Genomic DNA, 13260 nt, shown 5'->3' on the forward strand with positions numbered 1-13260 from the left:
CGTGCGCGCCTCGATCGAGGTCGCCGACATCTTCCGTGCTGCCGGACCCGCTTTCCGGGCCGCCCATGCAGGTCACCTGAGCCTCGCCCAGCTCAAGGTCATGTCGGCGATCGAGTATTGCCGCACCGCAGCCCTTGGCGGTCACGTCGAGGCTTGCGAGGACTGCGGCCAATGGCGGATCGCCTACAACTCCTGCCGCAACCGGCACTGCCCGAAGTGCCAGGGCGCGGCCGCACGGACGTGGTTGGCCGAGCGCGAGGCCGACCTGCTGCCGGTCGGCTACTTCCATGTCGTGTTCACGCTGCCGGCCGAGGTCGCCGACATCGCGTTCCAGAACAAGGCGCTCGTCTACGACCTGCTGTTCAAGGCGGCAGCGGAGACGATGCTGACTATCGCCGCCGACCCGAAGCACCTCGGCGCCAGGATCGGCATCACCGCGGTGCTGCACACCTGGGGATCGGCGATGACACCATCCGCATGCCCACATGATCGTGCCGGGCGGCGGCACCGCGCCGGACGGAAGCCGCTGGATATCGTCGCGCCCGGCCTTCCTGCTCCCGGGGAGGGTTCTCGGCAAGCTGTTCCGAAGGCTCTTCCTCACCCGGCTGGTCGCGCTGCACGACGCAGGACGGCTCGCCTTCTTCGGATCTATGGCGCACCTGTCCGCGCGGCAGGCATTCGTGCGGCACCTGTCGCCGGTCCGCAAGAAGCGCTGGGTGGTGTACGCCAAGGCGCCGTTCGCCGGGCCGGAGGCGGTGCTCGCCTATCTGTCGCGCTACACCCACCGGGTGGCGATCTCGAACCGCCGCCTGATCGCGTTCGACCACGACGGCGTCACCTTCCTTTACAAGGACTATCGCCGCGACGGCGTTGATCGGCAGCAGGTCATGACGCTGGCGACTGACGAGTTCATCCGCCGCTTCCTGCTCCATGTCCTGCTGCGCGGCTTCCATCGCATCCGGCACTACGGCCTGCTCGCCGGCTCCGCCCGCAAGGCCAGCCAAGACTTCCGCCCGCCATGCCCTTGCTGCGGCGGACGCATGATCATCATCGAGACGTTCGAGCGCTGGAGGCAGCCACGCGGTCCGCCCGATGCAACCGCGACGAACCGGGAGACAACTCCATGACCCGGCATGGCATGGTCGAACCTTCACCCGCAGGCGCCCCGCCTCTGGCAACGGCCCCACGCGTGTCCATCATCAATATCGCCGCCCACAGCGTCGCAACGAGCCTCGTGCGGGATCGGCTAAACCGCGCGGAGGCACAACGAAGCGGCCTCCCCGCATCCATCCCCACCCTTCCCAGCAGCGGTCGCGCCGTCGCCGACACCAGCCGCAAATCGAAATCCCCATAGCCATCGCCTGTGGCCCACGGGTTCCTTCCTCGGGGACTTTCGTACGCCTGCCGGCGTCCGAAACTCTTCACGGAACCCGACGGTCCGCTATCGGGGCGAGGTCGACGGATAGCTGCCATTCGGCAGATGACCTCTGAAGCCGAGGTTGAGGCGGGTTGACCCTAAGGAGCGGTTCTCAATGAGTGTGGTTGCGAGGCAGAGCTTTGCCAGATGGGCACTGGAGCAGCATCCAGCTTGGCGGATGGCCAGATCGCGGGACCTGCACTGCCACGGCTAGAATGCGCGGCCCGTAACGTTCAGCTCGCTAAATAACTTCTTGCAATCGATCGCAGTTCATTCTCGTCGATTATCTCACCGTGTCCGCAGTATGCCCTGTTGAACTCTATCTCCAAAAGACGCAGCATTGTCTTTCGATAGACGTGCACGTCCGAACCTGGAAGATCATCGACCAATCGTCCGCGATAAATCGCATCGCCGGCTAAAAAATCGCCGTTGCGTTCATCAAGAAGACCGAGCGACCCTGGCGAATGACCAGGGAGGTGAAGGACCAGAAATGACCTGTCTCCGGTCTCAATGGTGCAGCCTTCGTCGAGAATTCGGGACAGTGGCGCCGATTTGATCTGGAAATGCAGCAGCGACCATGCCTCATGCGGAGGCTTGCTGACGGCGTCGCGCTGCGCGCGAAAGAGATGAGCCAATGTGTGTTCATCCGCCATGTCGTCGAAAAACGAAGACTCCTCGCGATGGCCAAGTCTCATCTCGAACTCGCTTAATGCGCCGACGTGATCGACATGGATGTGCGTTGCAACGGCTACTACCGGCTTGCCAGGTGGCAGGTTCAGCACGGGTCTGAGAGGCACTAGCCCCATGCCCCCATCGACGACAAGATCGACGTCGCGCCCGCGAACATGATAGACGTTGCTTCTGAAATAGGGATGAACGTGCGGCTCCCATATCCGCGTGATTCCCCTACCCAGAGTTTCGCGTGAGAACCAGTCGGCAGCACGATGCACTTCGCCAGTTGGGGTGAGCGGCATCAACGATGTCCTCGCGCAAGCAGACGCTCGAGCTTGATCTGAACGACAGTCAGAACCGAAACCATCGACATGTAGTAGATCAGCGCCGCGCCATACCATTCCAGGAACCGAAAGCTGGTGGCGATGGCGAACTGGGTGACGGTCATGAGCTCTTTCAAGGAGATGACCGTCGCCAGCGAGGTTGCCTTCAGCAAGGAAATGAATTCGTTGACCAGGGCCGGTAGCGCGACGCGAAGCGCCTGGGGCAGGATGATCAGGAAGAATATCTGACCCCGGTGCAGGCCAAGGGCCGCCGCACCCTCGGATTGCCCCTTGCCGATCGATGCATAGGAGCTGCGCAGGATCTCGGTCAGATAGGCAATCTGAATCAGGGTCAGGGCGAGAAACGCCGCGACGAACGGACTGAACCAGTCCGAGCGGAACACCGCCGAGATCTGCGGCAGTCCATTCCAGACGAACAGCAGCACGAGCAGCGCGGGTGCGCCGCGAAAAAGCCAGACAAACGCGGCGATCGACAGGCGGATCCAGCGCCGCTTCGACGTGGCCAGTGCTGCTGTTGCCAGCGATATCGCCAGGGCAACGGTCATCACCAGAAGCGAAAGCACGAGGGTCAGCAAAGCCCCCTTGGCGAGGGGCCAGCCGAACAGGGCCGTCAGGAAGAGCTTGCTGTCGAACACCTCGGCACGTCCCTTAATTGGTCGCGTGCTTGACGTCTGCGGCGGCCTCGGGAAGGTTCCATTTCTGCAAGAGCGCCTTCATCTCGCCGCTGGCCTGCAAGGTCTCGATGGCATTGACCAGGCCCTCGCGGTTGTCGCCGCCCTTTCTCAGATAGATCCCGTAAGTTTCACCATCGCCATAGTTGTATGGCACCTGCAGCCGCCCTGGCATTTGCTTGATGCGGAATGCAGCCGTCGTGTCCTGGGTGATCGTCGCCGCAGCCCGGCCGACTAGGATCTGCTCGATGACGGCGGAGGCGGACGGATAGGTCTGTATCTGCGCGGGCGCCTTGCCGGCTTTTGTCAGCTCGGCGTTCAGCTCCGCAGCTGTCTTCTCGTAGGTGGTGCCCGCCTCGATCGCCAGCACCTTGCCGCTGAGGTCGAGCGGCGATTTGGTCTCTGAATCCGAAGCCGATGTCACCATCACCACATTGGAGACGAAGTAGGGAACGGCGTCATAGGCCTGCAGGCGCTCCTTGGTCACCATGATGCCGCTGGCGACGAGATCGCATCGCTCGGCGCCGAGCGATGGCAACAGCCCCTTGAAGTCGCCGACCACATATTTGGTGGTGCCGCCCCATTGCTTTGCGATGGCATCCACGACATCGACTTCGAAACCGACAAGCTTCTCGTCGCCTGGATTCTCATAATATTGCATGGGCGGAAAATCGCCGCCGGTGCAGACGCTGAGCACGCCGTTATGGACAAGATCCGCACCTCCGGCCTGCGCCGCCGGCGCGGTGGCGGCAAGGGTGGCGACGACCAGTCCGCCAAAGGCGATTTTCGCTGCGAAGGCAGTGCGTTCGTGAAGCATATCCAGTTCCCCATTTTATTTTTGCGATGCCGTTTTGTGGCTGCCGAGGACCATATGTTGCAATTACTATGAGACAAGCTAAATCTTTAGCATTTAGTTAGAGCAGTTTTTCTAAGGTGATACGTGGCCGTTCCGTCCCTTCATTCTCTGCGAGCCTTCGAAAGCGTATCGCGGCTCGGCAATGTCGCGGCCGCGGCTGCCGAATTGCATGTGACGCCAGGCGCCATAAGCCAGCAGCTGCGTGCCTTGCAGCTTTCGCTTGGCATCGACCTGTTCAGGAAAAGCGGCCGCCGCCTCGTGCTGACTGAACGGGGCGCGACGCTGCAGAAAAGCGTCGGCACGGCCATGCATCAGATTGCGGATTCGATCCGCGACATATCGGCCAATGCCTACGCCACGTCAGACAGGGCGGAGCTGCGCGTATCGGCGCCTTCAGTCTTTGGAACGACCTGGCTCACGGCCAGGATCTTTCGGTTTCTCGATGCAAACCCCGATCTTCGCATGCAGATGCACACAGCAGTGGACTTCGAGGAAGTGGACTGGCGAAAAGTCGATGTCGCCATCGTCTATGGGAATCCACCTTGGGCTGGATTCTGGTGGCGGATGCTGCACAGCATCTACGCGTCACCAGTGTGCAGCCCACAATTGCTGCGAGGTCCAAATGCAATTCGCGAGCCTCACGATGTGCTCAAACATCGCTTGCTCCATGAAGACGACGGCGACCAATGGCGGCGTTGGCTAACGGAAGCACGCGTACCCCATTCCGTGGAGTCCGATATCTATTTCGACAACTTTGCCATGGTGCTTCAGGCCGCGCGCGATGGTCATGGTGTCGCCCTGACAAACGACATCATTTCCTTCAGGGACCTGGATGAGGGCAGACTGGTTCAACCCTTGACGCTCAGTGTTGCGGCATCCCGAAGCTATTACTGCATATGCCATGAGGAAGGCTTGGCTAATCCAGCGATCGGCCGGTTCGTCGACTGGTTGGTCGACCAGGCATCGAGACCGTCAGGCTGACGGCACGGTGGCACCGTGCCTCGATGCAGATCTGTTTTGAAAAACGGTGGTCGGGTGAACGATGCATAAGTTTCGTGCGATCTGAGCGCCCGTTCGAACTCGAGGGGCACCTTCGGGATCCGAGATAGGCCCGCCCAGCAAGGATATGCTTCGCCGATCTGGTCATAGCTCCCGAACTTAATCGGACATTCAAAGCGATCTTCGTGGATGATCGCCACCACCTTTGTGCAAGTCATGGCCGCGTTATGGTTGGCTTCTCGGTGCCCATCGACGGTAGCAGCGTCGACCTGGCAGCTGCGAAAGGCCTAAGGGACGTTAGGCTACGTCAGGTTTGTGAATTGCTTTTACTTCCTGAAAGTCTTCAAGGCCAAACCTTCCGCCCTCGCGGCCATTACCGGATTGTTTGTAGCCGCCAAATGGACTTCCATAGCGGTGCGGCGCTCCGTTGATATGCACCATGCCGGCCCGCAGACGCGAAGCCACCCTTTCTGCTCTCTTCGGATCACCGGTTTGCACAAAGGCGGCAAGGCCGTATGTCGTGTCATTCGCCAGGGTGATGGCCTCTTCCTCGCTGTCAAAAGGAATGATCGCAAGAACCGGCCCGAAAACCTCTTCCCGTGCGATGCGCATCTCGTTGTCGACGTCGATAAAGATAGTTGGCCTTACGAAATAACCAGCTTCAAAACCCTTCGGTTTGCCGGGGCCGCCAACGAGCAACTGCGCACCTTCATCAATCGCAGCATTAATCAAGGTTTGTACACGAGCGAACTGAATTTCGCTCACCAGAGGCCCAATGTGCGCGCCTTCCTTCATTGGGTCCCCTACTTCGGCGGCCATGCCAGCCCGACGCGCTACCTCGACTGCCCTTTGATAGACAGAGCGCTGCACGAGCAGCCGCGTCGGTGCATCGCAGGACTGGCCAGAGTTATTGAAGCATTCGGCAACACTGGCGGAAACCCGCTCATCGAGATCTGCATCTTCAAAAACGATGTTCGGAGATTTGCCACCAAGCTCCAGGGTTACCCTTTTCACAGTGTCGGCAGCATCTTTGCTAACTGCGATCCCGGCCCTCGTAGAGCCTGTGAAGGACATCATGTCGACGTCCCTATGTCTGGAAAGCGCCGCGCCGCAGTCAGCGCCACCATTGACCAAATTGAAGACACCTGGGGGAAACCCCGCCTCATCAATCATCTCAGCATACAACATGGCGTTGAGGGGCGTGAATTCGCTAGGCTTCAAGATGCATGTGCAACCCGTCGCRAGGGCCGGCACCACCTTCAGTGCGATCTGATTGATCGGCCAATTCCAAGGTGTAATTAGACCGCAGACGCCGATAGGTTCGCGCAGAATGAGATCGCCATTCGGCAATTCCTCGCGAGCTTTCAGATCACGCAGCGCATCGATGAACCCCTGCAGATGGCCAACACCGACATCGGCCTGCTGCTGCCGGCTCATGGTGATCGGGGCGCCAAGTTCCAACGTTATTGTTTCAGCCATCTCGTCGTAGCGACGCTTGTAAATGGCCAGAAATCTTTCGAGCAGCCGGAGGCGCTCTTCAAGAGTGGTTCGGCTGTAGGAAGCGAAGGCATTTTCTGCCGCTACGACAGCCTTGGCGATATCCTCTGGCGTACCCATGGAAATGACGGCAATCGGCTTTTCGGTTGCAGGGTTCAGAACTTCCAGATCCTGCCCGGCGATTGGCGATACCCACTCGCCGCCGATATAGAACTTCCGCTTATCGAGCATAACGATGCTCCTTCCCAATTCGGATAAGGCTCACACCCTCGCTCATGCGAGCGAAGGGCTAAACGTCAGCAGGCCCAGAATTTCAAAGAGCACCTGTGCGCCGACTTGCGCTGTGTTGGTTGTCGCGTCGTATTGCGGAGCCACTTCGACGACGTCTGCGCCAACAAGATTGACGCCCTTCAGTCCCCTGATGAGCTCCAACACCTCGCGCGTCGTGAGCCCGCCAATTTCCGGAGTGCCTGTCCCCGGTGCGAAGGCCGGATCGACGCTGTCGACATCAAAAGAAAGGTAGGTCGGGCCGTCGCCTACAATCGCCCTCGCCTTGCGGATCACGGCTTCGATTCCAAGGCCCGAAATTTCTTCGGCGTGGATGACCGTCATGCCGGAGGCGTAGGAGAATTCCCACAAATACTCCGACGAGCCGCGAATTCCGATCTGGATTGTCCGGGCGGGATCGAGCACGCCGTCCAAGACCGCGTTACGCATCGGGCCGCCGTGATGGAACTTCGTCTTATCGAAAGGGCCGCCCGTGTCGCAATGCGCATCGATATGGATCAACCCGACCGGACGATCGCGGCCGACGGCCTTGAGGATAGGATGAGTGATCGAGTGATCACCTCCAACCGAGACGGGAATTACGCCCGCAGCGACGACCGCCGCAATCGCCGCCTGGATATCATCGTGACTTTGCTCCAGGCGGTAGCGGCTTGCGAAAGGAATATCGCCTATGTCGGCGATCCTAAGATCGAACGCAGGCGCGCATTCGAGGACGTGATTGTACGGCCCAATCCGCTCAATTGACCGTATCGCACGTGGCCCGAAACGCGATCCGGGTCGGTTGCTTACACCAAGGTCCATTGGCACGCCGACTACCGCTACCTGGAGATCGCCGAAGTCGGGTGCTTTGAAATCGATTGTCTTCAATGGCAAGCCGGCAAAGGTTGAGATGCCGGAATACGGCGCCAGACGGGTTCCGCCGCTAAATATCTTCTCACCAACCTTGCGAAATTTCGGATCATGAAACTCGAGACTGTCGGCGAACTTCGCCCGCAGCGCTGCAAGGCGCTCATTAAAGTCAACCATTACGAAACCCTCTCCTTGTGTCGCGTTGTTCCTGGAATCAGAAGACATGGAATTGGCCGACGGCGCGTACCGCCATCGAGGGCCCTGAATGGCTTCAACGTGCCACCCTCAATGTTCACATTTCCGCAGCCGTAGCGGGCAGCCGGAACATAGATGATCATGATGATTTGGCGCGGGGCGAGCCGGGGGCGTTCAATTTCTCCGCGACCGCGCCTACATAGCGGTCCAGGATGATTGCCAGTGCGGAAATCGCAAGGCCTGCAAGCAATCCTCTGCCGGCCTCGACGCGAGCGATGGCATCCACGGTCTCCAGTTCAAGCCCCTGTGAGCCAACAAGCGCCGTGATGACCACCATCCCAACACACATGAGGATCGTTTGGTTGAGACCCAGCATCAGACCAGGTCGGGCAAGAGGCAGACGAACCTTCCAGAACGTTTGAAGTGGGGTGGCCCCGAACGCCACCGCGGCTTCGATTGTGGTTGGATCGACATTGCGGATGGCATGGTCCGTGTATCGCACCGTCGTCGCCACGGAGTAGAGCGCAATGGCGATCACCGCGGTTGCATCTCCGGGACCCAGAAGCATGACAACGGGCACCAGGTATACGAAGGAAGGCAACGTCTGCAGGGTCGTGACGACAACCTCCGACACCGCGTGCACGCGGCGCGAAGATCCGGCCCATACTCCCAAGGGCGCTCCGACAAAAAGAGAGAGCAGCGTTCCGACCGTCACCAGATTGAAAGTGATCAGCAACTTGTCCCAATAGCCAATGGCAGCGATCAGGATGAGCGTGGCGCAAGACAGGACAGCAAGGGAAGGCCGCCGCAGCGCGAAGCCGAAACACAGCATGGAAGCAACAATCGACGCCCAGCCGAGATCTCTCAGTATCGTCAACAAGGGCCGAATGACGCCGAGCGTGATGGTCAGCCGGGCGGTTTCGAAACCATCGCCCCAGTTGCCGTTCAGCCAACTGATGACGCGTGACCAGAAATCAGCGGTCGAGATCGTCAACTCGACCGGATATTGCGCCAGAGGTGCGATTGCCACTCCCGCGACTGTGGGAATGACGAGGATGGCGGCCAGGATTGCGAGGTGCCTTATCGGTTGCGGTCGAGACAGATGAGAAGGTCGACGCACGGCGATCGAATGTCCGTAGCCGTAAAGCAGTACGGCCAGCAGTGTTATCGCAATCCCCGCCTCCAACCCGCGACCGATCTTGAGGGATTGGATCGCGCGAAGCACTTCCGCTCCAAGGCCACCTGCGCCGATCATGGAAGCCAGAATGACCATAGCCAGAGCCATCATCACCAGTTGATTGACGCCCAGAAGGAGGTCGTCCCTCGCGCTTGGCAAAAGGATCTTCGATGTGCCCTGCCAGCGGGGAGGCACCGGTCATGCTGGACAGTTCGAACGTATGGTCCGGTAACCGACGCAGGCCATACACCACCGCTCGCGCCATCGGCGGCAAAGCGAAGATCAGTGTTGCCACCAACGCCGCGACGGGACCGAACCCGAAGAGGATCAGGACTGGCACCAGATAGCTAAATGGCGGAATCGTTTGCATGACGTCGAAGACCGGGTTCGATACGGTTTCGAGCCAACGCCAACGAAACAGCATCACGCCAAGCGCCAGGCCAAAGATCACGCCGACGACGATCGCAAACGCCACGGAAGCGAGCGTCAATGTCGCTTGAGCCCAAAGATTGAAAACAAGAAAGTACGCAAAAGTTGCAAACGCCAGGACAGCCAGGCGGCGCCCACCGGCGAGCCAACCCATGTAGGTTGCAGCGAGAACGACCGACACCCACGACAATGGCGGCAGAGTAACCGTTTCGGCTGCAGTGCGACCCGGAAAGGACCAGCCGGTGGTCAGAAGGTTCTGCAGGCCCCGCATCGGAAGGCCGACTGCCTCCCCACCCGCACGCGTCCAGACCCGCAGAGGCTCGCCGAAAATTTCGGATCGGCGAAGCAACTGGTTGAGCACATCGTTGGACATCTTAAGCAACGGCAGCAGCCATTGCTTCGGCCAGACGTACAACCCTTCGGGCAGCACCTCCCGCCCGAAATAGGCGGCGACGAGCAAAATAAGGCCGAAAGCTACCCACAAACGGCTGCTCAGCAGCCATTTGTGGCGAAGGAGCGGCGCCACAGATGTCGCGCCGAAGGCTATTGAAGCCACGGTGACCACTTTTTCTCGTTGGTGGAAATCCACTCAGCCGCGGCAGCTTCGGGCGTAAGTCCGCCCTTATCCTGCTTGAGGATGCCCCAGGCAACATCGTCATTGGTCAAAACAAACTTCTTCAAGAGATCCGTTACATTGGGCTCGCGCTTGGCGAAATCATTGTTGATCAATTCGATGATATCTCCCGTGGGCAAAGCGCAGTCACCCACGAGATCGGGGTTGACGCCCCAGGCGGGATCGCTGCGGCACGCGTCCTCATAGGGCGGGAAATCGACAAAGGTGCCCACGCCGGAGCCGTACAGCCAGTGAGGCACGAAACCAAATCCGATGATCGGCTTTTTCCTCTCGATTGCGCCCTGCATCGTGGCGACCATGGCCGCCATGGTACCCGGCAAGGTTATGTGGACGTCGAGGCCTAGCGCCGCGATGCGGCGCTCGTCGTCGGCATCAAAGTCTGCCGGTGTTCCGAGATAATTGATCTTTCCGTCCGTCTCCGGGTTGGACAGCGCTTTGATGCAGGCAGGATTCTTGAGCGCCTTCCAGTCCGGCAATCCCGGACATAGCTCAGCGACATAGTTGGGGTACCACCAGGTTTCCCTGATCTTGACGCCGACCGACCCCACCTTCGTCACAGAGCCGGACGCGAGCGCAGCTGCGATCAGCTCGGGAGAAGACGACCAGATTGCGGGACTGATCTCGAGGTCGCCGAGCTCTATGGCCGTGAACTGCGCCGTGTAGTCGGTATGCACGTACTGGATGTTGTATCCGGCCTTCTTGAGCAAGGTACCGAACACGTTCGTGATGAAGTCCGCGTCAGGCGCACTAACGACCGCCAGCCGTACCGGATCCTGGGATTGCGCGGCGGCGAGCGCCTCGCCGGAAGAAATGCGCAGACTGGCGCAAAGCACAGACGCCAACGTGACTGACGAGAGTGGAAACCGCATCGCGAAACACCCTTTCAAAATGACCTATGAGCCAAAGTAGGGCGCACTTCTTATCACATGTCAATCACAAAAATAGAAAAAGAGGTTGCATTGCTCGGGAATGTCGGGTTGAATGCAGCATAGATATGGACCGTAGATATCACAAATGAGTCACAAATGACACAGAAGGACGAGCAGAGCACGACCGCTTCGGACCGCGTGTACAAGCTTGTCCGTCAGGATATCCTTGAGTGCCGCTGGCGGGCCGGACAGCGCCTGAAGATCCGCGATATCGCCGCCGAACTGGGCGTCAGCCCGATGCCGGTCCGTACGGCGTTCCGGCGCTTAGGCGAAGAGGGTATTCTTATCGTCGAGGAAAACCGATCGGCGCGTGTCCCCTTCGTTTCCCGGCAGAGCTTCAACGAATACCTTGAGATCTCGGTGAGCCTCGAATGCCTTGCCCTGGAGAGGGCAGCGGGGCGTATATCGAGTGAAACGATCCAGGCGCTCCGAAGCGAAGCCGAGTGCATGCAGCGCGACATCGAGGCTGGCGACACCGTTGGATACGCCCCTCGGTTCAACGGCCTTCTAATGAAGATCTATGTGCGAGGGGAATCTCAGGCGCTCATCGAGATGATCGAAAGCGTCTGGATCAAGACAGCTCCGCCGGCGCGCGAGGCCTTCGAGGAGAAGGGCATCGTCACTAGACTGAATGCGGCCCTGGTTGCGATCATCGACGCCTTGGAGGCGGCCGACGCGGCCAGTGCCAAGGAAATTCTGACCTCTGCCCTGCAGTATGCCTGCAAAGGCGTGAACCTGTTCCTTGAAATGGATCAGGATCAGAAACTGAGACCAAAAGCCAAAAAGAAGATCGAGGAACAATATGTCGAATCCAAGTGAAGCTCCGATTGCGCTGGTCACCGGCGCGTCCCGAGGTATTGGGCGAGCGACTGCGGAGATGTTGCTCCGGGATGGCTACGATGTGCATGCTACCTACATCAGCGATGCGACAGCGGCAGAGGGCCTCGTTTCGTATGGCGACGACTTGGGGCGCAAAGTCACGCTTCACCATTTCGATGCCGGCGCGCGCGAGAGTCAGGACGAGTTGATGCGGCGCCTGCAGGGTGTCCAGCTTCGGGGCATCGTCCACAATGCGGGAATCGTCAAATTCGAGCGATTTACTGAATATGACATCTCGATCTGGGACCGCACCTTCGAAGTAAATCTGAATGCAGCGTTGCGGCTGACTCTTGGACTGCAGAAGCAGATCGTGTCGGGAGGATCGGTGGTTTTGGTAGCCTCCACCGACGCATTCTTCGGCTCCTACGCAAGCATGGCTTACGCGGCGTCCAAGGCGGCGATGATCAATCTGGCCAAGAGCCTCGCATGCAATTTCGGTTCCCGAAACATCCGCGCCAACGCCGTTTCGCCGGGATGGATCCAAACCGACATGACAACTGGGGCGTCCTCAGGGTCAGCGTCAATCACGCCTCTTGGGCGGGACGGAAGGCCGGAGGAGGTCGCTGGCGTGGTCGCATTCCTCTTGTCCGACAGGGCCAGCTTTGTCTCGGGTACGAGCATCGCTGTCGATGGCGGCTACACCTCCTCCGACGCGATCATGTTGAACGAAGCCAGGGAATTAGGCTGAGGATTGTCGGGGATAGCCATGTTGAGTTGCAAGAACCTTTGGAAGATTTACGGACCGGCCAAGGCGCATAGTATCGATCCCGGATTGCCGCTGAGTGAGAACATCTCCTCTGTGGAGCAGCGCGGCGGTTTCGTCGCGTTGGCCGGCGTCGATCTCTCCGTGGCGAAGGGCGAGATCCTGGTCATCATGGGACTGTCGGGGTCCGGAAAATCCACTCTGCTGAGATGCTTGACGCGTCTGGTGGAGCCATCGGAAGGAGCGTTGTGCTTCGACGGTCAGGACTTACGCGCCGTGCCTGAAAAGAGCCTGCAACTGCTCCGCCGTACGCACATGAGCATGGTGTTCCAGAATTTTGCGCTGCTTCCCCACCGTACCGTGGTCGGCAATGTGGAGTTGCCGCTAGAGATTCAAGGTGTGCGCGCAGCTGCGCGAAAGCAAAAGGCGCTCGATATGATTGGGCTTGTCGGGTTGTCGGGCAAAGAGGATCATTATCCTTATGAGCTCTCCGGAGGCCAACAGCAGCGCGTCGGCATTGCTCGCAGCCTCTCAACCAATCCGAGCCTTTGGCTACTGGACGAGCCCTTTTCAGCGCTCGATCCACTCATTCGCGAAGAGATGCAGGACGAGATTCTCAGGCTGCAGAAAACGCTGTCCAAGACAGCCGTTTTCGTGACCCATGACTTCAATGAGGCCGCACGCGTTGGAGATCGCATCGCCCTTTTGCGCAAGGGCCAAC

12 protein-coding genes and 1 pseudogene are annotated in these 13260 nt (G+C 59.4%); 5 read left to right on the forward strand and 8 right to left on the reverse strand.

Annotated elements, in window-relative coordinates:
- The first annotated feature begins 1 nt into the window (after position 1).
- A pseudogene (locus AC1DZP_RS33680) lies at positions 2-1127 on the forward strand (IS91 family transposase).
- A 523-nt stretch (positions 1128-1650) separates the two neighbouring features.
- Here AC1DZP_RS33680 and AC1DZP_RS33685 read toward each other — a convergent pair.
- From AC1DZP_RS33685 to AC1DZP_RS33695, 3 genes are read right to left on the reverse strand one after another with little or no spacing between them, the layout of a single operon-like run.
- Positions 1651-2391: an MBL fold metallo-hydrolase gene (locus AC1DZP_RS33685; protein ID WP_126070453.1), complete on the reverse strand. Its 741-nt coding sequence runs from the start codon at positions 2389-2391 to the stop codon at positions 1651-1653.
- The gene (locus AC1DZP_RS33690) at positions 2391-3068 is read right to left on the reverse strand and encodes an amino acid ABC transporter permease (protein WP_126070454.1); all 678 of its coding nucleotides are present in this window, start codon (positions 3066-3068) and stop codon (positions 2391-2393) included. The genes AC1DZP_RS33685 and AC1DZP_RS33690 overlap by 1 nt, the downstream gene beginning before the upstream one ends.
- A gap of 13 nt (positions 3069-3081) precedes the next feature.
- Positions 3082-3921 (reverse strand): transporter substrate-binding domain-containing protein, encoded by an 840-nt coding sequence (locus AC1DZP_RS33695; protein WP_477308418.1) that lies wholly within the window; start codon positions 3919-3921, stop codon positions 3082-3084.
- A gap of 123 nt (positions 3922-4044) precedes the next feature.
- Between AC1DZP_RS33695 and AC1DZP_RS33700 the strand changes: the two genes are divergently transcribed.
- A complete protein-coding gene (locus tag AC1DZP_RS33700) occupies positions 4045-4941 on the forward strand; it encodes a LysR substrate-binding domain-containing protein (RefSeq protein ID WP_126070456.1) in 897 nt (298 codons plus the stop codon).
- 315 nt (positions 4942-5256) lie between these two features.
- Here AC1DZP_RS33700 and AC1DZP_RS33705 read toward each other — a convergent pair whose 3' ends face one another.
- From AC1DZP_RS33705 to AC1DZP_RS33725, 5 genes are all read right to left on the reverse strand, one after another.
- Entirely contained in the window at positions 5257-6687 is a 1431-nt protein-coding gene (locus AC1DZP_RS33705; RefSeq protein ID WP_477308420.1) for an aldehyde dehydrogenase family protein, read from the reverse strand.
- Positions 6688-6729: 42 nt separating this feature from the next.
- A complete protein-coding gene (gene speB, locus AC1DZP_RS33710) occupies positions 6730-7770 on the reverse strand; it encodes an agmatinase (RefSeq protein WP_477308422.1) in 1041 nt (346 codons plus the stop codon).
- A gap of 157 nt (positions 7771-7927) precedes the next feature.
- On the reverse strand, positions 7928-8782 hold the full coding sequence (locus tag AC1DZP_RS33715; RefSeq protein ID WP_477308424.1) for an ABC transporter permease: 855 nt from the start codon (positions 8780-8782) through the stop codon (positions 7928-7930).
- The gene (locus AC1DZP_RS33720; protein ID WP_477308426.1) at positions 8763-9959 is read right to left on the reverse strand and encodes an ABC transporter permease subunit; all 1197 of its coding nucleotides are present in this window, start codon (positions 9957-9959) and stop codon (positions 8763-8765) included. The genes AC1DZP_RS33715 and AC1DZP_RS33720 overlap by 20 nt, the downstream gene beginning before the upstream one ends.
- Positions 9938-10897: an ABC transporter substrate-binding protein gene (locus tag AC1DZP_RS33725; RefSeq protein WP_477308428.1), complete on the reverse strand. Its 960-nt coding sequence runs from the start codon at positions 10895-10897 to the stop codon at positions 9938-9940. Before AC1DZP_RS33725 ends, AC1DZP_RS33720 begins: the two co-directional genes overlap by 22 nt.
- 156 nt (positions 10898-11053) lie before the next feature.
- On the opposite strand from AC1DZP_RS33725, the gene AC1DZP_RS33730 reads away from it, so the two are divergent.
- The 3 genes from AC1DZP_RS33730 to AC1DZP_RS33740 form a co-directional block, all read left to right on the forward strand.
- Positions 11054-11776 (forward strand): GntR family transcriptional regulator, encoded by a 723-nt coding sequence (locus AC1DZP_RS33730; protein WP_477308430.1) that lies wholly within the window; start codon positions 11054-11056, stop codon positions 11774-11776.
- The gene (locus tag AC1DZP_RS33735) at positions 11760-12524 is read left to right on the forward strand and encodes an SDR family NAD(P)-dependent oxidoreductase (protein WP_126070461.1); all 765 of its coding nucleotides are present in this window, start codon (positions 11760-11762) and stop codon (positions 12522-12524) included. Before AC1DZP_RS33730 ends, AC1DZP_RS33735 begins: the two co-directional genes overlap by 17 nt.
- 18 nt (positions 12525-12542) lie before the next feature.
- Positions 12543-13260: ATP-binding cassette domain-containing protein (locus AC1DZP_RS33740; protein WP_477308432.1), on the forward strand; the 718-nt coding region annotated here is incomplete at its 3' end.

The sequence above is a fragment of the Mesorhizobium sp. P2_F8 genome (assembly GCF_056403655.1).

Bases quoted from the DNA above. Each gene is read 5' to 3' on its own strand.
- AC1DZP_RS33685 (WP_126070453.1), bottom strand. From the start codon at position 2,391: ATGCCGCTCACCCCAACTGGCGAAGTGCATCGTGCTGCCGACTGGTTC.
- AC1DZP_RS33725 (WP_477308428.1), bottom strand. From the start codon at position 10,897: ATGCGGTTTCCACTCTCGTCAGTCACGTTGGCGTCTGTGCTTTGCGCC.
- speB (WP_477308422.1), bottom strand. From the start codon at position 7,770: ATGGTTGACTTTAATGAGCGCCTTGCAGCGCTGCGGGCGAAGTTCGCC.
- AC1DZP_RS33735 (WP_126070461.1), top strand. From the start codon at position 11,760: ATGTCGAATCCAAGTGAAGCTCCGATTGCGCTGGTCACCGGCGCGTCC.
- AC1DZP_RS33695 (WP_477308418.1), bottom strand. From the start codon at position 3,921: ATGCTTCACGAACGCACTGCCTTCGCAGCGAAAATCGCCTTTGGCGGA.
- AC1DZP_RS33730 (WP_477308430.1), top strand. From the start codon at position 11,054: ATGACACAGAAGGACGAGCAGAGCACGACCGCTTCGGACCGCGTGTAC.